Raw genomic sequence first — 21963 nt, 5'->3', positions numbered from 1 at the left:
CCAGGGCTGTCGAACACGCAGTTTCACGACCCTGTTGCAGAAATCGGCGTACCGCGTCGCCGTTGACTCAGCATCCCGTCGGGCTTAGAGTCTGATTTGCAGAAATACTTTCCTCAGTACGGAAGATGGTTACTCACCGCTAGGCAGGGAGACAGCAGTGCGCATCAGACACCTCGGAATCGTCGTACAAGACCTCGAGCGGACCGCCGAGTTCTACGAGAACGTGCTGGGCTTCAAGCGTCTCGGTGACGCGCGAACCCCCGGCCACTATCCAGGCAAGGCCCTGGATCTGAGCGACGGCGAGGTGAACTACTCGCTGCTGCAGCCCAATCCGGACATCGAGCGGTCCGAGTGGACCTACGGCGCGATGGGCCCCAACCACATCGGCGTGACCATCGAGGACACCGGGGCCGTGGTGCGCGCGCTCGAGGACCGCGGCATCGAGGTCTACGGCGCAGAAGCGGCGGACCCGCCGCGGTTCTTCAAGTTTCGCGATCCGGACGGTGTCGAGGTCGACGTCGCCACGCCGGAGCGTGGCTGGAAGTTCTGAGCACCAGGGGCCGCTCGCTTCCGCCGCTGTGGCTCCTCGGCACGGTCGCAGGAATCTTCCTGCTTCAGGTCGCGGTCACCCTGGCGCGGCCGGTGTCGACGTACCGCCTACTCGCCCTCGGCGCTGACGGTGCCACGGTTGGCGTGACGGCCGCATGCTTCGCCGTCCCGCCGATCGTGCTCGCCGTCGGCTTCGGCCGGTGGACAGAGCGCCACCACCCCGCGGTCATGCTCGGCTTCGGTCTTGTCATCGGGGCCGCGTCGGCCTTTGCCCTTGTTGCCGCAGAGCAGATCTGGGCCATCGCGGCCGCGACCACCGCGCTCGGTATCGGGCATACCTCAGCGACGATCGGCGGGCAGAGCATCATGGCCCAGGCCGACAGCACGATCGCGCGCATCGGCAGATTCGGCACACTCACCACCGTTTCGGCGCTCGGCCAGATCGTCGGGCCTGTGCTAGGCGGTGTCATCATCGGTCACACCGAACAGCCGAGCGTTTCCTCGACGTCCTCGGCGTTGCTGGTCGCGGCGTGGGCCTTCGTCGCCGCGTTGCCCGCCGCCGCAATCGCGTTGAGAACCCGGATCCAGTCCTCGACGGTGCGTGCCGGCAAGGCTGAACGGGTGTGGGGTCTGCTGCGCAGAAAGGGAATGACCGCGGCGCTGATGACCAGCTTCTCCGCCAAGAGCGGTGTCGACCTGTTGTTGGTCTACGTCCCGCTTCTCGGCGTCGCCGTCGGCCTCACGTCGTCGCAAGTGGGTATCCTTCTCGGGATCAGCTCCAGCGGCGCACTTCTCGCGCGGGCCGCGACACCGTTCTTCGTCCGTCGGATCCCGAACGTGCGCCTCACCGTGGCCGCCACTGCGGTCGCCGCCTGCTGTCTGCTTGTTCTCGCGGTGAGCGGCAACCTCGCACCCATGATGATTGCGATGTCGGTGCTCGGCTTCGCGCTCGGCCTTTCGCAGACCACCACCATGGACTGGGTCGTCGACCTCGTCGACGACACCAGCAGGGGATCGGCGCTCGGACTACGGGTAGCGACCAATCGCGTCGGGCAGGCATTCATCCTTGCGGTCGCGGGCGCGATATCAGGGGTATGGGGAGTCGAGGCGGCCTTCGTGCTGCTGGCCGTCGTCATGCTGGCGACCGCCGCCTCGGGCTACTCGAGTTCGCGGCGGGGCGCTCAGTCCGCGGGCGCCTGAGCGGCGGCGCCCGGCGACATCGGCGTCCGCGAGATCGTGTCGATCATCAACTCACCGATGCGTGAAATACGTTGCATGCTAAGACGACTCGTCGGTGCAGCCACCGCGATGGCGGCTGGCCGGCCCGCGAAGTCGCGGAACGCGACGGCCACCGAACCCACGTCTTCCTCGGTCTCGCCGGAGTTGACCGCATACCCACGCACCCTGGCCCTGGCCACCTCCTTCAGCAGTTTGGCCTGCGTGGTGATCGATTTGTCCGTGCGCGCGGGAAAGGGCTCGGCTGATGTCGGGTACAACCTGCACACCTGCTCGTCGGTCAACTGCGCGAGCAGAGCCTTGCCCAGCGAGGTGCAATGCGCGGGTGCCAGCGTTCCGGTCCGCGCGACGACGCGCAACGCGCGCTCAGACTCGACCCCGTCGACGTAGCGGACCTGGTTGCCCTCCAACGCGCCGAGGTGAACCGTCTCGCCGGTCTCCGCGGCAAGCTCCTCCATGGCGGGCCTGGCCTGCTCGCGAACATCGAGCGAGCCCACCACCGCGAGCCCGACCTCGACGAGGGCCGGGCCTGCCACGTACGCCCTGGTGACCGGTTCCTGCTGGACAAACCCGTGATGAGCCAGCATGGCAAGTAGCCGGTGCGCCGTGGAATGTGCCACGCCCAAGTACTTGCAGGCATCGGTGAGCCGGACCCTCGGCTGTTCCCGGAACAACAGCAGCAACAACAGTGCGTTGTTGACCGAGGCGATCGGGTAGGCCGGGCCGGTTTCGCTCTCCGGTCGCGTCTTCTGCATAGAAGAATCGTACCGTCACCCGATACCCGTGGTCGCGGATGCGACACCGCCCGCGCGACGGCCAAAAGTGATGCTTGACACAGCAGAGCGACCCTCCTAGGTTTTCTCAGAGCAGAATATCTTTCCGCGTACAAGACATCGACAAGAGGTCTGCATGGAAAAGGAGATCGTTCGGCCCGCCGAACCGCTCTCAGCGGAGCCAAGTCCCCCCGACCCCGGCGTCGAGGACCGCGAGGCGCGGCGGACTCGTCTGGTGCATGTGGTCCTCGGTCTCGTCGTCGCGGGCGTGGCGACCTGGCTGCTGTACAAGAGCCGCACCGAGTTGGAGTTCCGCGGCCCCAACAACGAACCGGGACCGGGTTATCTTCCCGTTCTGCTGACGGTCTGCCTGATCGCGCTCGGCTTGGCGCTTTCGGCCGTGTGGCTGTTCGGCCCGAAGGCGCGCAGCGGTGAGGCACCCACGCTTTCGTTGTCGCTCAAGGGCATTGGCCGGGCCCTGCTGGTATGGCTTGCGCTGGCGATCTGCGCGTTCCTGATCGAGCCGCTGGGCTTCCTGGTGGCGGGCGAGGTGCTGGTGCTGTTGGTGATCGTCGTGATCGAGCGGATTCGGTCCATCCCGCTGATCATCACGCTGCTGCTGTTGCCGCCGGCGATGTACTTCCTGTTCGACACCCTGCTCGAGGTGCAACTGCCCGGAGGAACGCTGTGGTACTGAACGACTTTGGAACTGACCAGTGAACGCCGTCGAAGGCTTGCTGCACGGTCTTCAGGCAGCGATCACCCCCACGAACCTGTTGTGGCTGATCGTCGGTTGCCTGCTCGGCACCCTCGTGGGCATCCTGCCCGGCCTGGGGCCGCCCGCGACGATCGCCATCCTGCTGCCGCTGGCCACCGGGTTCAATCCGGCAACCGGACTGATCATGATGGCCGGCATCTATTACGGCGCCAAATACGGTGGATCGACCACCTCGATCCTGTTGAACATCCCCGGTGAATCCTCGTCCGTGGTGACGTGTATCGACGGCTATGAGATGGCCAAACAGGGCCGGGCGGGTAAGGCTCTCGGCATCGCGGCCATCGGATCATTCGTCGCGGGCACCATCGGCGTGATCGGGTTGACGTTCCTCGCGCCGCTGGCGGCCGATGTCGCAGTCAACTTCGGGCCGCCGGAGTACTCGGCGCTGATGGTGTTCGCGCTCCTGCTGGTCATCATGTTGGCGGGCGATTCGATGCTCAAGGGCTTCATCGCGATGTTCATCGGGCTCTTCTTGTCCACCATCGGCACCGACTTGTTCTCCGGCGCACAGAGGTTCACCGGTGACCAGATCGAACTCGCGGGCGGCATCGAGTTCATCGCGCTGTCCGTCGGCATCTTCGCGGTCGGCGAGGTGCTGATCAACATCGAGGACAAGACCGAGAAGCAACTCTTCAAGGTGCCCAACAAGATGCGCGAGTTGCTGCCGTCCCGTCAGGACACCAAGAAGTCGACTCCTGCCATGCTGCAGGGCGGTGTCGTCGGCTTCCTGATCGGCATCCTGCCCGGGGCGGGCTCGACGGTGGCGTCGTTCGTCTCCTACATCATCGCGAAGAAGACATCGAAGACGCCTGAGGAGTTCGGCAAGGGCTCGATCGAAGGCGTCGCGGCGCCCGAGGCCGCCAACAACTCGGAGACCGGTGGCGCGATGGTGCCGCTGCTGACCATGGGCATTCCCGGATCAGGTACGGGCGCCGTGCTTCTCGGCGCGTTGGTGCTCTACGGCCTCAACCCGGGCCCGCTGTTGTTCCACGAACACGCCGACGTGGTGTGGCCGATCATCGCCAGCATGTACCTGGGCAACATCGCCCTGCTGGTGATGAATCTGCCGATGGTGCCGTTCTTCGCCAAGCTGTTGAACACCCCGTACAAGGTGCTCTACCCCGCGATCCTGTTGATCTCGGTCGTCGGGGTGTACAGCGTGAACTTCTCGATCTTCGATGTCGGCATGCTGGTGGTCTTCGGACTGCTCGGCTACGTCATGCGCAAGCTCGACATCCCGCCTGCCCCTTTGGTTCTCGCCTTCGTCCTCGGACCGATCGCGGAGAACGCGATCCGGCAGTCGCTGCTGCTGTCAGACAACAGCCCAATCATCTACCTGCAGCGGCCCATCTCGGCGACGTTGATCGGCCTCGCGGTCGTGCTGCTGTTGGTGCTGGCGTTCGGCCGTGGCCGCAAGGTTCGCGATCAAGTGGTGGAGATAGATGCGTGAGTCAACTCGACAGTTCTCAAGGAAGGGAACGGACATGATCCGAATCAGGCAACTCGTCACCGTGCTCATCGCGGTGCTGTCGTTGGTGACCCTCGCCGCCTGCGGCAGTTCGGGCGGAGGCGGAGGCAAGTCCGGTCCCGTCGAGGTCGTCACGCACAACGCCGTCGGCGGCGGCAGCGACGTCTTCACCCGGCAGATGATCAAGGTGATGTACGAGAACAAGATCATCGACACCAACTGGCCGGTCCGCAACGTTCCCGCAGGCGATTCGATAGGCGCGATGTCGTACATGGTCGACCACAAAGGCAACGCCGGCTTGATCGCCCAGGTGACGCCGACCTGGCTGGCCACCCCGATGACCGTCGCGAACGCGAAGGTCAGCCTCTCGCAGTTGACCCCAATCACGTTGGTGGCCACCGAACCCCAGGTCGTCGTGACGTATGCCAAGTCTGCGTTCAACACGTTCGCCGACTTCGTCGCCGCCGCGAAGAAGGCCCCGGACACGCTGGTGCAGGCGGGCGGCTCCAGCACCGCCAACGATGCGCTGACCCGGTTGGTGCTCCAGGACAGCCTCGGCGCCAAGTGGAAGTTTCTGTCCTTCGAGGACACCGGGTCGCGGATCACCGCACTGTTGCGCAACGACGCCAACATCATGCTCGGCAGTGCCTCCGACGTCGCAGAGCAGGTGAAGGCCGGGCAGTTGAAGGTGATCGGGGTGATCGGCGACAAGCGTCTTGACGCGTTCCCCGATGTCACCACCACTCAAGAGCAGGGCATCGATTCGTCGAAGGTGCCGGTGCAGTTCCGCGCCGTGATGGGTGCACCGGACATGCCGGCAGACGCGGTGCAGAAATATCAGGACGAGCTGTCGAAGATGGTCGACACCGACGACTGGAAGAAGCTCATCAAGGACGACGGCCTTGTGACGCAGAACCTGCAGGACGACAAGCTCGAAGCGTATCTGAAGGAACAGACCGACATCGTCGGCGGCCTGCTGCAGGGACTCGGCCTTAGGAAGGATCAGTGACGAACAGCGGCCCCACGTCGGCCCTTGCGACGTTCGTCGCCACGCGGCAACCCGAAGACATCCCCGAACCCGTCATGCACGCGGCGCGCCGCGCGCTGGTCGACCACATCGCAGTCGCGGTCGCGGGATCGGCCGACGATGCCACCCGGCGGGCGCGCGACGCCATCGCGTCCACCGAAACAGCCGGGGGCGCAACGGTTGTCGGAGCCCGGCTGCGGGTACCGCCACCGTTCGCGGCGTTCCTCAACGCGTTCGCCTCCCACGTGCTCGACCTCGACGACGTGTACAACCCGCCTGGCACGACGGTGCACGGCAGCTGCTCGGTGTGGCCTGCCATCCTTGCCGTCGCCGACGATCGGCCGGTCAACGGGCGTGACGCGCTGACCAGCTTCACGCTCGGCTTCGAAGTGGAGACCCGGGTGGCGCACGCGGCGGGCCAGACCCACTACGACGCAGGCTGGCATGTGACGGGGACGTCAGGTCATGTCGGGGCCGCCGCCGCCGCTGCGCGCACCATGGGTCTGAACCGTGACCAGATCGAGCATGCGATGGCCGCGGGCGCGACGCAGGCCGCAGGGTTGCGGATCATGGCGGGCAGCGACCTGAAGAGCATCCATCCCGGAAAGGCCGCGATGGACGGTGTGCTTGCGGCCACCCTCGCCGGGCACCAACTGACCGCAAGCGCCAAGGCGCTGGAAGGAGATTTCGGCTACCTGGCGGTGATGAGCGCGGCGCCCGCCCCCGAGAAGATCACCGCGCGACTCGGTGAGAGCTGGAATCTGACCAGCAACGGGCACAAGCTCTACCCGAGCGGTTCGCTGACCCACCCGATGGTCGACGGCGTGATTGCGTTGGTGACCGAAAACAACGTCGCCGCAGAGGATGTCCACGTCATCGATGTGCGCGTCTCGCCACCGGCGGCACGGTTCACCGACCTGCCGCAGCCGGCCACTCCGATGCAGGCCAAGTTCAGCCTGCGTCATTGCGCGGCAGCGGCGGTGGTGTTCCGCAGGCTCGGCACCGACGAGTTGGCCGCCGAAGTCTTGGTTCGGCCCGACGTGATCGACCTCCGCGATCGGGTCAAGGTCGTCGGTGACCCCGCGATCGGCAAACAGGATGCCGACGTCGAGATCACGCTGGCCTCGGGGCGCACGTTGTGCACCGAGGTGCGCGGCAACCGTGGCACCGCCGCGGCGCCCCTCGACGACGACGAACTGTGCGCCAAGTTCCGCGGGCTGGTCACGCCAGTGCTCGGTGCTGAGCGCGCCGCGCGGCTGCTGGACAACTGCTGGCATGTCGACGAGCTTGCCGACGTCTCGATACTTCTGGGGCAAACGGTCCCCGCCGATGGATGACATCGCCCTCGTCACCGGCGCGGGCAGTGGCCTGGGCGCAGTGATCGCCGAACGTCTTGCCCGCGAAGGGCTTACGGTCGCGGTGAACACCAGGGCGCGTACCGAAGAGGCGGATGCGGTGGCCGCGGCCATCCGCGCGGGCGGAGGTCGCGCCTTCGCCGTCACCGCCAACATCACCGATCCCTCGGCGGTCCGCCAAATGTATGACGTCATCGCGGCACGCGGCAGGCTGCGCGTCCTGGTCAACAATGCGTCGTACCGGCCGCGGCAGCGCGTTCAGGCCATCACCGAGGACGACTGGCACCAGGTTCGCTCGGTCACCCTCGACGGTGCGTTCCGGTGCGTACGCCACGCGCTGCCCACCCTCATCCCCGGCGGACGCATCGTGAACATCCTCGGACGCAACGCGTTGGCGGGTGATCCGGACCGTGTGCACCTCTCTGCTGCCAAACATGGTCTGCTCGGCATGACACTGGCGCTTGCCGCGGCGCTTCGCGACGACGGGGTCGCGGTCAACGCGGTGTCCCCAGGGGTGGACAGCGACGGTCCGGAGTTGGACCGGTGCAGAGCCGAAATCGCTTCTCAGGTGGCGTGGTTGGCGTTCGTGAACGCCGCCGAAGTCACCGGCACAGTTGTCCGCGTCGACTGCGACGGTTCGGTCGTCAGCGCGCCCGCGGCGTGGTGAGGTCCAGCATCGCTTCCACCGCGCCACCTTCGGCGAGCCCAAAGACAGCGTCCGCCAACCGTTCTGCCTGATCACGGCCAACCACACCGTCGACGAGGCCGTGGAACTTGTCCCGCAATTCGTCGTCGGACAGTCGATTGCCCGGCGTGCCCCGCGCGTGATCCACCCACGTTTCCACCTTGCTACCGGTGAATGCGGTGGCACCGGCCTGGGTATGCGGGACGTCGGCGTCGGGCACGACCTCGATGCGCGCCATCAGGTCGCGGACGTCCGTCCGCACGACGGCGGAGTCGGAGAACTCGCCTTCCCCGGCGCGCCCGTCCAACAGTGCGATGGCACAGGCGAACGTCACCGAGAACTTTCCCTCCAATCCCGTACGGGGATCGGTCTTTCCAGTCAGTTCCAGCACGAGCGGGTGTACGCGCAGCCGGATCTTCTCGATGGATGCGGCGGCCAGGCCGCGGCGCACGGCGAGATCGCGCACCGCGTCGATGGCGGGATGTATCACCACTCCGCACGCATATGGCTTCACTCCGTTGTCGAAGATCTGCCATCGCTGCCCGAGGCCGTCGACCAGATCATCGGCACTGCTCGCCGACGACATCACCGCGAACATGCCGCGGCGGCCCTGCAGCGGATCCGGTGCGCCGGTGAATCCGCCCGCCGCAAGCAGACCGGCCAAGACACCCGACGCCGCCGCATGGCCGGCATGGAACGGCTTTGTCATGGTGCCGAACTGCTCGCGGTGACCCGCCGCCTGCGTCGCAGCAATGCTCAGGCAATGGGTAGCCGCGATGCCGGTGAGGCCCAGCAATCTGATGGCGACCGTCGCCGACGCGAGCGCACCGGTGGTGCCGGTCATATGCCAACCGGCGTCGTAGTGCTCGGGGTACAGCGCGTTACTGGCCCTCGCGGAAAGCTCATAGCCCAGTGCATGTGCGGCCAGCAGGTCGACGCCTGCCGCCTCCCGCCATTGCGCCAGCGGCGTGCCCGCCGCGTAGAGGGGAGTGGTCGGATGCAGGATCGTCGGGACATGCGTATCGTCGAAATCCAGTGCGTGGCAAGCAATTCCATTGATCAACGCGGCATCGGTGATGCGAAATCGCTCCGCCGTGCCGAGTGCACTGGCCTGCTGCTGACCGCCGAGCAGGTGGCACTGCTCCCTGGCGATCCGCGCGGCGGGTTGCTGCGCGCCCGCGACCGCGAGGCCGACATGGTCCAGCAGGCACCTTGCGCTCTCGCGCAGCACCTCGGCGGGAATGTCGACGGCCGAGGTGTGGCAGACGAAGTCCAGTAGCGTGCGCGTCTCGAGGGAAGTGCGATCGTCGTAGCTTGGCGAGTGAGATGCCATGTAGTCTGTATAACAGAATTTCTTTCCGTAATACAGACTGGAGTCTGTCGGTGAGCGATCGAATTGCTATCAGCGGCGCACTCGCCGCGTTCGCGTCCGGCGTGCGGTTCGACACGCTTCCCCATGCCGTCGTGCACCAAGCCGTCCGCTGCCTTGTCGACTGGCTCGGCTGCGCCGTCGCGGGCGCGGCCACGCCGGAAAGCGGCCGCGTGCGCGCCGCCATCCGCGCGATGGATCCCGACGGGTCAAGGACCGCGGCCATCGTCGGCACCTCAGAGCGCGCCGCCGCGGGCCATGCCGCGCTGGCCAACGGCATCGCCGCGCACGTGCTCGACTTCGACGACACCTTCAACCCGGACCGCACCACAATCCACGGCAGTGCGCCGCTGTGGCCTGCGATCGCAGCGGCCGCCGAGTTGACGCCGGTTACCGGCACGGGCGCGGTCGAGGCGTTCGTCGCGGGTTTCGAGGTGCAGACCCGCGTCGCGGTCGCGGCCGGGGCTGGCCACTATGGCGCAGGCTGGCACGTGACGGGAACCGTGGGCCACATCGGCGCCGCGGCGGCCACCGCACGACTGCTCGGGCTGTCGCCGGAACAGACGTTGGCAGCGATCGGCACCGGCGCCACCCAGTCGGCGGGAATGAAGGTGGTCTACGGCTCGATGGGCAAGTCACTGCACGCGGGCAAGGCCGCCATGGATGGGCTGCTGTCGGGATTCCTTGCCCGTGATGGCTTCACGTCCAGCACCGAACCGATCGAGGGCCATCGCGGGTTTCTGCACCTGTTCTCACCCGACCCCGTGCCCGAGCGGGCGGTCGAGGGCATCGGCGACATCTGGTACCTGCCGCGCGACGGGTTCAAGCCCTACGCGTGCGGGTCGCTGACCCATCCACCGGCGCAGGCGCTGCTGGAGTTGCGTGCCGAGTACGGCCTGACCGCCGACGAGGTCGCGTCCGTCGACGCCTACGTACACGACTACGTGAAGACGACCACCGGACTCGCCGAGCCCCGCACCGGTCTGGAGGGGAAATTCAGCATCTACCACGTGCTTGCGGTCGCCCTCGCCGACGGCGACGCGTTTCTCGGCCAGTTCACCGACGAACGCGTCGCGGACCCAGCATTGGCGCGGTTGCGTGAACGGGTTCACGTGCACGTCGACCCGGGGCAGAGCAAGGACTCGGCGCGGGTGGTGCTGACGTTGCGCGACGGCCGCACGCTGGACCGCCACATCGCGCACAACCTCGGCACGCCCGACAACCCGATGACCGATCGCCAACTCGAGGAGAAGTTCACCGCGCTGGCGGCGCCGGTACTGGGCCGCGGCCGCACCGACGAGTTGGCACAGGCGTGCTGGAAGCTGCCGGAACACGACGACATCTGTGCCGTCCTGAACCTGACAGCGCCGCAGGGTTAGGCCGCGGCCGGGGCGAAGACCTCACGCAGCAGTGCGCACTGGCTGTCGAAAAACGACTGCGACACTTCGGCTTTGGGAACGATGCCGTCGAAGCCGTGGAACGCACCCTCGATGACCTCCACCTCACAGCGCACACCGGCGGCCCTGAGCCGCTCGGCGTACGCCAGATCCTCGTCGTGGAACAGGTCGAAGGTGCCGACGCCCAGCCATGTGGGCGGCAGGCCGGTGAGGTCCTCGTGCCTCGCGGGCACGGCGACGTTCGGGTCGGCGCCGCCGAGGTACGCCGACCAAGCGTATTTGTTGCTCGCCTGGTTCCACAGCCGCAATCCGGGATTGTCGAGTTGCCTTCCCTGCGTGCGGTCGTCGAGCATGGGGTACACCAAAAGCTGTGCGGCCAGCGGGATCTGGCCCCGGTCACGGGTGAGCAGGGCGAGTGCGGCGGCCAGCCCGCCGCCCGCACTGGCCCCACCGATCGCCACCACGGCCGGATCCACCGACGGTAGCCGGACCAGCCACTGCAGGGCCGCATAACAGTCCTCGAGCGGCGCGGGATAGGGGTGCTCGGGCGCGAGCCGGTAGTCCACGGATGCGACGATCACGCCGAGTTCGCGCGCATACCGACGGCACAGGGCGTCGTCCTGCGCTGCCTTCCCGATGACGTAGCCGCCGCCGTGGATCCACAGCAGTGCCGGCGTCGGACCGGTCACTCCCTGGGGCCGGAACAACCGGATTCCGACATCCTCCGCGATGGTGAGCACCTCGACGTCCTTCGGGGTTCGGCTCCACAGCAAACGCTCCGATGCACGAATGAATGGCACCGTGACCGGTGTGACGACCTGTTTGGGCATGTATCGAGCGACCCGGCGCAGATCAGGGTGAAAGTCGGTGAACACCCGAGAGTTATTACCATCGGGCGGCGGCAGCCAAACTTTCGTTTTAGTCAATAATTTCGTGATTCGGCTACCAGGCAGTTTGCTGGATGAGACGATTACCCGCATGGGGGCAGTTGTAGCCCGTTCGGATCACCTCCGAGTGATAGCCGACTATCTAGGGGCCGCGGGCACATGTCCATCGGCGCTGCTCATCGAGGGTGACGAGGGAATCGGCAAGACCACGCTGTGGCTGTCCGCACTGGAGCAGGCGGGCGACCGTGGCTTCCGCACGTTGTCGGCCCGCGCCGCCAAAGTGGAAGCGGGCATGGCCTTCGGCACCGTGGCTGATCTGCTGCGCGAAGTGGACGCCGAGGTGTTGACCGGCCTGCCGGACCTGCAGCAGGCGGCTGTCGATCGTGTGCTGCTGCGAGGCAACAGTGATGCCTCGACAACCGATGTGCACATGGTCGCTGCCGCACTGATGTCTGTCGTGCAGCGGCTGAGCAGCGATGCACCGGTGATGATCGGTGTCGACGACCTGCAGTGGCTCGACGCATGCAGTCGTGCGGTGCTCGCGTACGTGTCGCGGCGGTTGAAACAACAGGCTTGCCTTCTGCTGACGGAGCGGCCCGAGCAGGGTTGCGCGAGCGCGCTGTCGTGGCTCGAGCTCGGATTGCCCGACGCGATCCGCAGGCTTCACGTCGGGCCGATGGCCATGGTCGAAATCCACGAACTGCTCTCTGCCCGGTTGGGACGGTCGTTTCCCCGCCCGACAATGCGGCGAATCACCGAGATCTCGGCGGGTAACCCGTTCTTCGCCCTGGAGTTGGCGCGTGCCATGGACACGGCGTCGACTGGCACCGAACCGGAGCTTCCGCGAACCCTGGCCGATCTCGTGCGGATCCAGGTTGAGGACCTCAGCGCCGAAACATGGCAAGTGCTTCTTGCCGCCGCCTGCGTCACAGACCCGACAGTCGAAGCGCTCGCACGCGCGACGGGAACCTCTGTACGCCGGACGCTCGAACTGCTCGACGACGCGGAGCGCCATGGTGTCATCGCCGTCCACGGCAATCGGGTGGACTATCGGCATCCGCTCCTGGCCACGGGCGTGTACACCACCGCCGCACCGGCCCAGCGACGTGAGATGCACCGCATGGTGGCCAACGTCGTCACTCAGCCGGAACTGAGGGCGCGGCACATGGCGCTGGCCGCCTCGACGGCCGATCCCGAACTGTTGCGAACGCTCGACGAGGCGGCATCTTCCGCGCGTGCCAGGGGCGCACCGGCCGCGGCGGCCGAATTGCTGGATCTGGCAATCAAACTCGGTGGTGACAGCCCTTCGCGACGGATCCGCGCCGCGGAGAACCACTTCCGGGCAGGCGATACCGCGCAAGCCCGCGATCTGATCGCTCCCGTCATCGACAAACTGCCGCACGGCCCCCAACGGGCTTTCGCGCTGAACCTGCTGGCCGGAACGACGGTGTTCAACAAGGGCGTCGTCGAGGCGGCGGATCTGTTGAAGCGTGCGGCCGGTGAGGCCAATGGCAGCCCGGCGATGCTGCTGTCGACTCTGCTCGCCCTGTCGTTCGCGGAGAGCATCGCGGGCTTCTACGACGAGGCGTTGCAGATGGCCAAGCGTGCCGTCGCCGAAGCCGAGAAACTCGGTGTGCCTGCCTTGCTCAGCCAAGCCCTCGCGACCTACGCGACGATCAATGCGTTGGACGGCAACGGCATTGACGAAGCCACACTCGACCGGGCGCTGGAGTTGGAGGACGAAAGCCTCCATGTCCCTGTGGTGTTCCAGGCCAGCGCGGCCAAGGCCCAACTGTGGGCGTGGACCGGCAGGCTCGACGAGGCGCTGGCGGAATGGGAACGCGTGCGACGGCGCTGCGTCGAACATGGGGCAGACAGCGATCTGATCTTCGTCGCCGTGCACACCGCACTGGTCGAACTGTGGCGCGGCAGATTCGCCGACGCCGCGCAGGTCGCCACGGAAGCCGTCTGCCTCGCCGAGGAAATCGGTGGCGCTCAGATGGCGGCAATCGCCAAGACGATGCGCGCCGCCGCGGCCGCATACGCAGGCCGCGAAAGAGACGCACGTGCCGATATCGATGGTGCGATGGCGGCGGTGCAACGGTGCGGCGCGCCGCGGTTGGCGTATTGGCCCATGTCCGTCCTTGGGTTCCTCGAGGTTTCGCTTGGCAACCACGGGGAAGCCGCGGCGGCGATGGAGCGGTGCTGCGTCGAGTTCCTCGATATGCCCGGCACTGAGATCGTCACCGCCGGCTTCGTCCCGGACCTGGTCGAGGCGCTCATCTCGCTGGGTAGGTTGGCGGAGGCAGAGCCGATGATCAAAACGCTGGAGCACAATGGCCGACTGTTCGACCGGTCCTGGATGCTGGCGACCGGCGGTCGATGCCGGGCCATGATGTTGGCCGCCCAAGGTGATGTCGAGGCCGCGGAACAGGCGGCGCGCCAAGCTGTTGCGGTGTTCAGCAGGCTGCCGATGCCATTCGAGCGTGCCCGCACCCAGTTGTTGCTCGGTCAGCTTCAGCGGCGAAGGCGCCAGAAGATGGCGACCGAAGCGACACTTGGCGAGGCGCTGCGCGCCTTCGAGGAGTTGGGCACCGCGCTGTGGGTTCAGCGGGCCACCGCTGAGCTCGAGCGCACGAACGTCGGCCCGACCCGGGGCGCCGCGTTGACCCCCTCCGAGCGACGGGTGGCAGACCTTGTCGCAACCGGCCTGACCACCGCCGAGGTCGCGGCACACCTCTGTGTCAGCCCGAAGACGGTCGAAGCCAACCTCACCCGGATCTACCGGAAACTCGACATCCACACCCGCGCCGAACTCGGCCGGATCATGGGCATGTCAGGTCAGTAGCGTCTCGAAAGCGACGCGGTCTCCCCGATACATCGCGCGGACCAGTTCGATCGGCCGGCCATCGAGGTCGAATGACCGGCGATTGAGCAGCAGCATCGGCATCGCCGTCGTCGACTCGAGCAGCGTGGCTTCGCGGGGTGAGGGCAGCACCGTCTCTATGCGCTCGACTGCTGAGCCGAACTCCACCCCGGTGGCGCGAATTGCCGCATACAGCGATGTGGACGGGTCGAAGGTCTCGGTGAACGAGCCGAATCGGGCCGTGGGCAGGTAGGTGCTTTCGAGTCCGATGCGCTGGCCGTCGGCGAGAAGGACCCGCTCCACATGCATGACCGGATCACCAGCCGAAACCTCAAGCGCCTCAGCCATTTCGGCGGATGCCGAAATGTCCTCCCAGGTAACCGGGAGGCGCCCAGGCGCCCGGCCACGCTCGGCCGCGCCCTCGGTGTAGGACCGCAGCGACAACGGCTGGACCAGTTTTGGTCGGGATACCACGGTGCCGCGGCCGCGCCGTTCGATGCGACCCTCGACCAACAACTCGTGCAAGGCCTGCCGGACCGTTTCCCTCGACACCCCGAACCGGGCCGCCAGCTCCCGCTCCGGCGGGACAGCGTCCCCCTCTGCGAGGTCGGCCAGCAAGTCGTCGACCGCCGTGCGTACCAGGTAGGGCTTGGACAACCGCTGTGGCGAGGTCGTCACGGGAGCCGTTGATCCAGAATACGTTTCGCGACCGTCAGCACGTCGTCAATCGAAACTGCATCGCCGTCCACCACCTTGGCCCCATCGTCGTAGCGCCGGAGTCGGACGGCATCGAACCACCAGCGGTGAGCGACCAGATCGGGATCGACGTGTGCGCCGCCCTGATGACGCAGTGAGTCGACCGACGCGTCGGAAAGAATCCCGGCGTATCCGGGCTCGGTGGCGACCAGATAACGCTTCGCGGCCACATGGGCGCCGGCCAGCCAACCCACCCGATCGCCGAATCGCGGCGCCAGCCACTCCATCGCGATTCGGTCATGCTGCTCGCCGGCGATTTCACCGAACAACGGGCTGTACGCGAGATCGTGCAAGGCCGCCGCCAGCAGCAGTTCGTCGTCTGCGCCGTCGTCGCGGGCCCGCGCAGCAGCCTGCAACGCGTGGTCGAGTTGGTCCACTACTTCCTCGTCCCAGACACCCCGCAGCGAGCGCAGCACGGCATCGACTTCGTCGAGAACGGCCATGGCGCAAGCGACACCAGCAGCGACATCGAGAGTGGGCTGCGAGCCGGGGCGGCTGTCGTCGCAGGCGCGCTGACCGGCGCGCACGATGAGCAGCGCCTGCGCTCAGCAGGTGCCACCCATGTCCTCGAATCCGTCACCGAATTCGCGGACCTGATCCTGCAAATCCGAAACGAGGTCAAACCATGAAGCCAGGCAACCTGTTTCGCACCCTAGCCATTCTGGTGGTCGCGGCGGCCACCACCATGACAGCGGCTTGCGGTGGCACGGGGTCGTCGGGCTCAACCGGCCAGACACTGACCGTTTACAGCGCGGACGGCCTCGCCAGCTGGTACAAGACTCAATTCGACAGATTCGCGAAGGACACCGGCATCGCGGTCAATCTCGTCGAAGCGGGCTCAGGGGAAGTGGTGTCGCGGGTGGAGAAGGAACAGTCCAACCCGCAGGCGGATCTGTTGGTGACGCTGCCGCCGTTCATCCAGAAGGCCGACAGGTCCGGCTTGTTGGTCACCAGTGGTGTCGACACCACCGGCATCGCGGCGGATCAGGTAGGCCCCGACGGCAAATACATACCGATCGTGAACAACGCGTTGAGCTTCATCGCCAATCCGAGCGCGGACCCGCAACCGAAGACCTGGGACGACCTGTTGGGTCCCCAGTACAAGGGCAAGCTCCAGTACTCGACGCCGGGGCAGGCAGGCGACGGCACCGCGGTGCTGATCCTGCTGCAGCATTTGCGGGGCAAGCAGGGCGCGCTGGACTATCTGACCAAATTGCAACCGAACAACGTCGGACCGTCGTCGTCGACGGGCAAGCTGCAGCCCAAGGTGAGCAACGGCGAACTGCTCGTCGCCAACGGCGATGTGCAGATGAATCTCGGTTCGATCAAGGACGACGGCTCGAAGTTCAACATCTTCATCCCGGCCGACGCCGCAGGCAAGCGGACCACGATCTCGCTGCCCTACGTTGCCGGTGTCGCGAAGGGCGCGCCACACGCAGACGCGGCGAAGAGACTGCTCACGTTCCTGGTGTCCGACGACGTCCAGAAAACGGTCGAGCCCGACGCGCTCGGCATCCCGGTGCGCGATCAGATCCGCACCACCGCAGGCGGTTCGGCCGCGCCGAACACTCCGGCAGGCGTGCTCGACGGGGTCGAGGTGTGGGCGCCTGATTGGAACGCCGTCCTCGCCGACCTGGACGCCGACCTCGCCGCCTACCAGAAGGCCACCGGGAACTGACGTGAAGTCAGTCGGGGTCAGTAGGCCGCAAACGACGGCCCTGCGCGTCGAGCAGTCGCAAACCCGCACGCCGGCAATCGTGTTCGACCACGTCGGGGTCACCTACGGTCGCGGCCGCAAGGCGACCCATGCGCTGATCGACTTCAGCCTGCGGGTCGCTGCGGGCGAGACGGTCGCACTGCTCGGCCCCAGCGGGTCGGGTAAATCGACCGCACTCAACACGCTGGCCGGCTTCGTGCGGCCGACAACGGGCACGGTTCGACTGGCAGGTCGTGACGTCACCGAGTTACCACCTGCCAAGCGGGGTATCGGGGTGGTGCTGCAGTCGTACGCGTTGTTTCCGCACATGCGCGTCGATGAGAACGTCGCCTTCGGGCTGAAGGCGCACCGGGTACCGCGCGCGCAGATCGGGCCCCGGATCGCCGAGGCACTGGACATGGTCGGCATGTCGTCGTACGGAAGACGGTTGCCCCGTGAGCTTTCCGGTGGCCAGCAGCAAAGGGTCGCGATCGCACGCGCGTTGGCGATCCGGCCAAAGGTGCTGTTGCTCGACGAACCGCTGGCGGCCCTCGATGCACAATTGCGCCACTCCACCCTCACTGAACTGCAGCGGCTCAAGGAATCGTTGCCCGCCACGGCGATGCTCTACGTGACCCATGATCAGGCCGAGGCGCTGGCCCTCGCCGACCGCATCGTGGTGATGAACGACGCCAGGCTGATGGATGTCGACACCGCTGAAAATTTGTGGCGGCGGCCGCCGACGAGTTTCACGGCGGGGTTCCTCGGCGGCGCGAACCTGATTCCGTGCACGGTCGGACGTGTGATCGGCACGTCGGCGCTGGTGTCGATCGCTCACAAGACGGTCACTGCGGAGGCGCCTCAACCCGCGGTCGGCAGCGTTGACTGGGCGCCGGATTCCCAGGCGCTGCTGTGCATTCGGCCTCATGCGATGCGCATCGTCTCGCTGGGTGAGCGGGACGCGCTGCGCGCCACGGTGGTGTCCTCGGTGTGGCGCGGCGCCACCACACGGCTGACGCTGTCCGTCGGTGGCCTGCGAGATCGACTCATCGACATCGACGTCTCGGGCAACACGCAGATCGCCACCGGCACCGAGGTGGGTGTCCGGTTACCTGAACCGGCGGGCGTGTTGGTCCGAGCATCGTGACCGCGGTTCTGGACCGCCCCTCGGCGGACGCGCCGATCCGCGGGCAGCCACGACGGTTGCGCGCGGTGCTGTGGACCGTGCCACCTTTGGCCGTCGTGCTCGTCGCGGCGGCTTACCCGTTGCTGCGGGTCTGCCTCGAATCGACGAACGGCGAATCGAAGTGGTCAGAAGTCCTCGCCTCCAGAATGTTTCGGGACGCGCTGTGGCGGACGGTGACGATCGCCGCGACGTCGACCATGGGATGTCTGGTGCTCGGCACTTTCCTGGCGATCGTGCTCGCGTTCGTGCCGTTTCCCGGTTCCCGGGTTGCGGGCAGGCTCATCGACACCGTTCTCGCGCTGCCGTCGTTTCTGATCACGCTGGCCTTCACCTTTCTGTATGGCAGCGCGGGAGCGGTGAACGGCGCCATCGCCGAACTGACGGGCCGCGCATCACCGACGCTGAACTTCCTGTACACGCCTGCGGGCGTGATCGCCGCGGAAATAACCTTCTTCACACCGTTCGTGGTGCGGCCACTGCTGGCGTCCTTCGCGGTGCTGCCCCGTGCACAACTCGACGTCGCAGCCAGCCTCGGCGCGTCCCCGCTGCGAGTGCTGCGCGCGGTCGTCATGCCAGAGGCATGGCCTGCCCTGATGGCGGGTGGCAGCCTGGTACTTCTGCTGACGCTCAACGAGTTCGGCATCGTGTTGTTCACCGGCGCCAAGGGTGTGATCACCTTGCCGGTACTCATCTACACACGCGGCATCGTGACGTTCGACCTACCCGGGGCCGCGGTGATCGCCACGGTGCAAATCGCGTTGTCGCTACTGCTGTACGGGTTGTACCGGTTGTTTTTCGCGCGATTGACGAGCGGGCGAAGTGAGGAGGACACCGGTGTTGTTGTGGAGCAGGCGAAGTAGGGCGGTCGTCCTCACCGGATTCGCAGTCGTCGTGCTGGTCGTGTTCGTGGCGCCGCTCGCCACGGTGGTGGCCGCCGGCCTCGCCGGATCGTGGACCGAGGCACTCCCGTCCGATCTCGGATTCGGCCATCTCGATGCAGCGATGCGGGGGGAGAACCTGGCGAGCCTGTCGGTCAGCCTTCAGACGGCCTTCCTCGCGGGAGGCATTGCGTTGGTGGTCGGTACCTGGGCTGCGCTGGCTGCGCGCGAAGCCCCGCAATGGCTCGGCCGAATCACCGACGCGGTGTTTCATCTGCCGATCGCGTTGCCGTCGGTGGCCATCGGGCTTGGGTTGTTGATCGCATTCAATTCCCGGCCACTTCTGCTGGGCGGCACCAGGTGGATTGTCATCGCGGCGCACGCCGTGCTGGTGCTGGCGTTCGCGTTCAGTGCGGTGTCAGCAGCGCTGGAACGTGTCGACCCTGCTTATCGCCGGGCAGCGGAATCGCTTGGCGCAGGACCGGTTCGGGTGCTGTTCCGGGTCACCTTGCCGTTGTTGTTGCCCCCGCTGGGCGCGGCCGCGGGGCTGGCGGTCGCACTATCGATGGGCGAACTCGGCGCCACCGTGATGGTGTACCCGGCGACGTGGAAGACGCTGCCGGTGACCATCTTCGCGTTGACCGACCGCGGGCAGGTGTTCCAGGCCGCCGCTTGCACGACGATCCTGCTACTGGTCACGCTGGTCGCGCTGATACTGCTGGGCCGGATTCGCGGCCGCGCAGCGCTACGGTGAGCGCTCGCACTCCTGACACCGGGCTGGCCGTCGTGCCACACGAGGGACGCTCGCGACCCGTGAGCGTGCGCGAAATGCTCGCCGGTAGCGGCGTGTCGGCGGGCAGACACGCACGCTCGGCGTAGGGGGCGGGGGCGCTACTTGAGCAGCGGGTCGCGCGGCAGCCCCAGGATGCGCTCGGCGATCGTATTCCGGGTGATCTCCGACGTGCCGCCGGCGATCGTCATCGCCCGATTGCCGAGGTAGCTCCGCAACAGCTTGGGCGCCTGGCCGGTCACGGCCGCAGATCCGGACAACTCCATGCCGAGTTCGGTGATCCGCTGTCCGGCTTCGGCGACAAGAAGCTTGGTGACGTTGCCCTCCGGGCCCGGCTCCGCGCCCGCGATGGCCCTGCTGGCGCGGCGCAGGTTCAGCAACCGCAAGGTGTGCGTCTCGGCGATGCACTCGCCCGCGCGACGCACGTAGTTGGCCGCGGCGGGCGACGCGTCGAGCAGCTTGATCAGGTGGTCAGGCGTGAAGCCCGACGTGCCGCCGGAACCGCCGCCGATGGAGATGCGTTCGTTGCCCAGCGTTGCGCGGGCCACCAGCCAACCCTTGTTGACGTCCCCGACGACGTCCTCGTCGGGGACGAACACGTCGTCGAAGAAGACCTCGTTGAAGTGTGAGTCGCCGGTGATGCCGCGCAGCGGATTCACCGTCACACCGGGAGCTTTCATGTCGATGGCCATCATCGTGACACCGGCGTGCTTGGGCGCATCAGGATCCGTGCGAACCGTCGCGAGGCCCCACTGGCAGTATTGCGCCAGGCTGGTCCACACTTTCTGCCCGGTGACGCGCCAGCCGCCGTCGACCTTCTTGGCCGCCGTCCGCACGGCGGCGGCGTCGGAGCCCGCGCCCGGCTCGGAGAACAGCTGACACCACATCACCTTGCCGCGCAGCACGGGTTCGACCCAACGCTCGCGCTGGTCGTCGGTGCCTGCCTGCGCGATCGTCAACGCCACCCAGCCTGTGATGCCCATGTCGGGCCGTTCGACGCCGGTGAACTCCTCCTCGATGACCAACTGCTCCAGCACGTCGGCGGCGCGACCCCACGGCTTGGGCCAATGCGGCACCAGGTAACCGGAGTCGACGAGGTAATCACGCCGCTTGTCCTCGGCGAGGGACCGCAGTTGGGTGAGCGCCTCACGGGCCTGGCTGCGGTACGTATCGGCCTCGGGCGGCAGCGTGAACGACGCGCCGTGTGCCTGGCCGGTGCGCTGGCCCTCGACGACGTCGAGCAGCGGATCACCTACCTCCTCCATCAGCGCGGCCAGCGTTCGAGCCCGCCGCAGGTACAGATGCGCGTCGTGCTCCCAGGTGTATGCGATACCACCGTGCAGCTGAATGTTGTACTGCGCGTTGAAGATTTGAGTGCGAATAGCGTGCGCGGCCGCCACTGCCGCCGGGAACCAGGCACTGTCGAGGTCGTCGGCACGCGCCGCGTCCCACGTCGCCGCAGTGGTCTCCTCGGCGTTGACCAGCATGTTCGCGGCATGGTGCTTGACGGCCTGAAAGGTGCCGATCGTCCTGCCGAACTGCTCGCGCACCTTGGCGTACTCGACAGCCGTGTCCAACGCCGCCCAACTGACGCCGACCGCCTCGGCCGACCCCAGGATCCGGAACACGGTGCGGGCCTTGCGTGCGGCACCGCGGACGACACGGTCCTGGTCGACCACGACGCCGCGCAACGCAACCGATCCGACGCTGCGCGTGGGATCCAGCGATTCCAGCGCCGTCACGCTCACCCCGTCGGCCTTCGCGTCGAGGATCGCGACATCCTCACCGGCGGCGATCACCAGCAGGTCGGCGTCCGGTGCTCCGAGCACCGCGGGGCTCTCGCCGGTGATTACGAAGTCCGATCCGATCGCGACGTTGCCCGACAGCGCCAGCGCACCGACGGTGCTGCCGTCGGCGAGCCCTGGAAGTAGTTGCGCTCGAACGGATTCCGATGCGCATCGGTCGATGACGACCGCCGCGGAAACCGAGGGTAAGAATGGACCGGGGGACAGCTCACGACCCTGCGCCTCCACGACCACCGCCAGTTCGGCCAGCCCGAAACCCGACCCGCCGTGTTCCTCGGCGATCGCCAGCCCGTTCCACCCGAGGTCCGCCCCTGCCGACCAGATGTCGGACGGATGAGTGGCCGCGTCGTCCAGCGCTGCGCGGGCCGCCGCACGGCTGCTCAGCCGGTTGAGCTGCCCGAATACAGCCTGGGCGAGGTCGGTGTGTTCCTCGGTGATGGCAAGAGCTGACTTACTCACGGT

At 66.8% G+C, this 21963-nt stretch carries 20 protein-coding genes; 14 read left to right on the top strand and 6 right to left on the bottom strand.

Annotation, left to right across the window (positions count from 1 at the left end; all coding sequences use genetic code 11):
* Positions 1 to 157 precede the first annotated feature (157 nt).
* The gene (locus ACGFK1_RS26425; protein ID WP_393436488.1) at positions 158 to 550 is read left to right on the top strand and encodes a VOC family protein; all 393 of its coding nucleotides are present in this window, start codon (positions 158 to 160) and stop codon (positions 548 to 550) included.
* Positions 538 to 1749: an MFS transporter gene (locus tag ACGFK1_RS26420; RefSeq protein ID WP_393436638.1), complete on the top strand. Its 1212-nt coding sequence runs from the start codon at positions 538 to 540 to the stop codon at positions 1747 to 1749. Before ACGFK1_RS26425 ends, ACGFK1_RS26420 begins: the two co-directional genes overlap by 13 nt.
* Here the strand turns inward: ACGFK1_RS26420 and ACGFK1_RS26415 are convergent.
* A complete protein-coding gene (locus ACGFK1_RS26415; protein WP_393436486.1) occupies positions 1731 to 2540 on the bottom strand; it encodes an IclR family transcriptional regulator in 810 nt (269 codons plus the stop codon). The genes ACGFK1_RS26420 and ACGFK1_RS26415 overlap by 19 nt on opposite strands.
* A gap of 154 nt (positions 2541 to 2694) precedes the next feature.
* Between ACGFK1_RS26415 and ACGFK1_RS26410 the strand changes: the two genes are divergently transcribed.
* From ACGFK1_RS26410 to ACGFK1_RS26390, 5 genes are read left to right on the top strand one after another with little or no spacing between them, the layout of a single operon-like run.
* Positions 2695 to 3255 carry a tripartite tricarboxylate transporter TctB family protein gene (locus ACGFK1_RS26410; protein ID WP_393436483.1) on the top strand — a complete coding sequence of 187 codons (561 nt, stop codon included), beginning with the start codon at positions 2695 to 2697 and terminating at the stop codon, positions 3253 to 3255.
* A gap of 19 nt (positions 3256 to 3274) precedes the next feature.
* Positions 3275 to 4786, top strand: coding sequence for a tripartite tricarboxylate transporter permease (locus ACGFK1_RS26405; RefSeq protein ID WP_393436480.1), 1512 nt, complete (start codon positions 3275 to 3277; stop codon positions 4784 to 4786).
* Between the two features lie 34 nt (positions 4787 to 4820).
* Positions 4821 to 5813 (top strand): tripartite tricarboxylate transporter substrate binding protein, encoded by a 993-nt coding sequence (locus tag ACGFK1_RS26400; protein WP_393436477.1) that lies wholly within the window; start codon positions 4821 to 4823, stop codon positions 5811 to 5813.
* Positions 5810 to 7168: an MmgE/PrpD family protein gene (locus ACGFK1_RS26395; protein WP_393436474.1), complete on the top strand. Its 1359-nt coding sequence runs from the start codon at positions 5810 to 5812 to the stop codon at positions 7166 to 7168. The genes ACGFK1_RS26400 and ACGFK1_RS26395 overlap by 4 nt, the downstream gene beginning before the upstream one ends.
* A complete protein-coding gene (locus ACGFK1_RS26390) occupies positions 7161 to 7853 on the top strand; it encodes an SDR family NAD(P)-dependent oxidoreductase (RefSeq protein ID WP_393436471.1) in 693 nt (230 codons plus the stop codon). The genes ACGFK1_RS26395 and ACGFK1_RS26390 overlap by 8 nt, the downstream gene beginning before the upstream one ends.
* On the opposite strand, the gene ACGFK1_RS26385 is transcribed toward ACGFK1_RS26390, so the two are convergent.
* Entirely contained in the window at positions 7831 to 9204 is a 1374-nt protein-coding gene (locus ACGFK1_RS26385; protein WP_393436468.1) for an MmgE/PrpD family protein, read from the bottom strand. The genes ACGFK1_RS26390 and ACGFK1_RS26385 overlap by 23 nt on opposite strands.
* Before the next feature lie 50 nt (positions 9205 to 9254).
* Here ACGFK1_RS26385 and ACGFK1_RS26380 point away from each other — a divergent pair, with 50 nt between their 5' ends.
* Positions 9255 to 10619 (top strand): MmgE/PrpD family protein, encoded by a 1365-nt coding sequence (locus ACGFK1_RS26380; RefSeq protein ID WP_393436465.1) that lies wholly within the window; start codon positions 9255 to 9257, stop codon positions 10617 to 10619.
* On the opposite strand, the gene ACGFK1_RS26375 is transcribed toward ACGFK1_RS26380, so the two are convergent.
* Positions 10616 to 11467, bottom strand: a complete 852-nt coding sequence (locus ACGFK1_RS26375; RefSeq protein WP_393436635.1) for an alpha/beta hydrolase — start codon at positions 11465 to 11467, stop codon at positions 10616 to 10618. The genes ACGFK1_RS26380 and ACGFK1_RS26375 overlap by 4 nt on opposite strands.
* Before the next feature lie 148 nt (positions 11468 to 11615).
* Here ACGFK1_RS26375 and ACGFK1_RS26370 point away from each other — a divergent pair, with 148 nt between their 5' ends.
* Positions 11616 to 14372, top strand: coding sequence for an AAA family ATPase (locus ACGFK1_RS26370; RefSeq protein ID WP_393436463.1), 2757 nt, complete (start codon positions 11616 to 11618; stop codon positions 14370 to 14372).
* On the opposite strand, the gene ACGFK1_RS26365 is transcribed toward ACGFK1_RS26370, so the two are convergent.
* Both ACGFK1_RS26365 and ACGFK1_RS26360 read right to left on the bottom strand, forming a co-directional pair.
* Complete coding sequence (locus tag ACGFK1_RS26365) at positions 14361 to 15068, bottom strand: GntR family transcriptional regulator (RefSeq protein ID WP_393436462.1); 708 nt, start codon at positions 15066 to 15068, stop codon at positions 14361 to 14363. The two genes, ACGFK1_RS26370 and ACGFK1_RS26365, sit on opposite strands and share 12 nt — an antisense overlap.
* Positions 15065 to 15589, bottom strand: coding sequence for an HD family phosphohydrolase (locus ACGFK1_RS26360; protein ID WP_393436459.1), 525 nt, complete (start codon positions 15587 to 15589; stop codon positions 15065 to 15067). The genes ACGFK1_RS26365 and ACGFK1_RS26360 overlap by 4 nt, the downstream gene beginning before the upstream one ends.
* Here ACGFK1_RS26360 and ACGFK1_RS26355 point away from each other — a divergent pair.
* From ACGFK1_RS26355 to ACGFK1_RS26335, 5 genes are read left to right on the top strand one after another with little or no spacing between them, the layout of a single operon-like run.
* On the top strand, positions 15506 to 15775 hold the full coding sequence (locus ACGFK1_RS26355; protein WP_393436643.1) for a hypothetical protein: 270 nt from the start codon (positions 15506 to 15508) through the stop codon (positions 15773 to 15775). The genes ACGFK1_RS26360 and ACGFK1_RS26355 overlap by 84 nt on opposite strands.
* Complete coding sequence (locus ACGFK1_RS26350) at positions 15772 to 16824, top strand: 2-aminoethylphosphonate ABC transporter substrate-binding protein (RefSeq protein WP_393436457.1); 1053 nt, start codon at positions 15772 to 15774, stop codon at positions 16822 to 16824. Before ACGFK1_RS26355 ends, ACGFK1_RS26350 begins: the two co-directional genes overlap by 4 nt.
* Positions 16825 to 16864: 40 nt before the next feature.
* On the top strand, positions 16865 to 17989 hold the full coding sequence (locus ACGFK1_RS26345) for an ABC transporter ATP-binding protein (RefSeq protein ID WP_393436633.1): 1125 nt from the start codon (positions 16865 to 16867) through the stop codon (positions 17987 to 17989).
* On the top strand, positions 17986 to 18888 hold the full coding sequence (locus tag ACGFK1_RS26340; RefSeq protein WP_393436455.1) for a 2-aminoethylphosphonate ABC transporter permease subunit: 903 nt from the start codon (positions 17986 to 17988) through the stop codon (positions 18886 to 18888). The genes ACGFK1_RS26345 and ACGFK1_RS26340 overlap by 4 nt, the downstream gene beginning before the upstream one ends.
* Positions 18863 to 19660 (top strand): ABC transporter permease, encoded by a 798-nt coding sequence (locus ACGFK1_RS26335; protein ID WP_393436630.1) that lies wholly within the window; start codon positions 18863 to 18865, stop codon positions 19658 to 19660. Before ACGFK1_RS26340 ends, ACGFK1_RS26335 begins: the two co-directional genes overlap by 26 nt.
* A gap of 137 nt (positions 19661 to 19797) precedes the next feature.
* On the opposite strand, the gene ACGFK1_RS26330 is transcribed toward ACGFK1_RS26335, so the two are convergent.
* Entirely contained in the window at positions 19798 to 21960 is a 2163-nt protein-coding gene (locus ACGFK1_RS26330) for an acyl-CoA dehydrogenase (RefSeq protein ID WP_393436452.1), read from the bottom strand.
* Positions 21961 to 21963: the final 3 nt, after the last annotated feature.

Origin of the sequence: Mycobacterium sp. NPDC048908, assembly GCF_043197955.1 — a bacterium.
Taxonomy (GTDB): domain Bacteria; phylum Actinomycetota; class Actinomycetes; order Mycobacteriales; family Mycobacteriaceae; genus Mycobacterium.
The sequence above is the reverse complement of the archived record's forward strand: the minus strand, read 5'-3'. Positions and strand labels throughout refer to the sequence as shown.

Bases quoted from the DNA above. Each gene is read 5' to 3' on its own strand.
- ACGFK1_RS26385 (WP_393436468.1), bottom strand. From the start codon at position 9,204: ATGGCATCTCACTCGCCAAGCTACGACGATCGCACTTCCCTCGAGACG.
- ACGFK1_RS26390 (WP_393436471.1), top strand. From the start codon at position 7,161: ATGGATGACATCGCCCTCGTCACCGGCGCGGGCAGTGGCCTGGGCGCA.
- ACGFK1_RS26370 (WP_393436463.1), top strand. From the start codon at position 11,616: ATGGGGGCAGTTGTAGCCCGTTCGGATCACCTCCGAGTGATAGCCGAC.
- ACGFK1_RS26400 (WP_393436477.1), top strand. From the start codon at position 4,821: ATGATCCGAATCAGGCAACTCGTCACCGTGCTCATCGCGGTGCTGTCG.
- ACGFK1_RS26360 (WP_393436459.1), bottom strand. From the start codon at position 15,589: ATGGCCGTTCTCGACGAAGTCGATGCCGTGCTGCGCTCGCTGCGGGGT.
- ACGFK1_RS26375 (WP_393436635.1), bottom strand. From the start codon at position 11,467: ATGCCCAAACAGGTCGTCACACCGGTCACGGTGCCATTCATTCGTGCA.
- ACGFK1_RS26415 (WP_393436486.1), bottom strand. From the start codon at position 2,540: ATGCAGAAGACGCGACCGGAGAGCGAAACCGGCCCGGCCTACCCGATC.
- ACGFK1_RS26350 (WP_393436457.1), top strand. From the start codon at position 15,772: ATGAAGCCAGGCAACCTGTTTCGCACCCTAGCCATTCTGGTGGTCGCG.
- ACGFK1_RS26410 (WP_393436483.1), top strand. From the start codon at position 2,695: ATGGAAAAGGAGATCGTTCGGCCCGCCGAACCGCTCTCAGCGGAGCCA.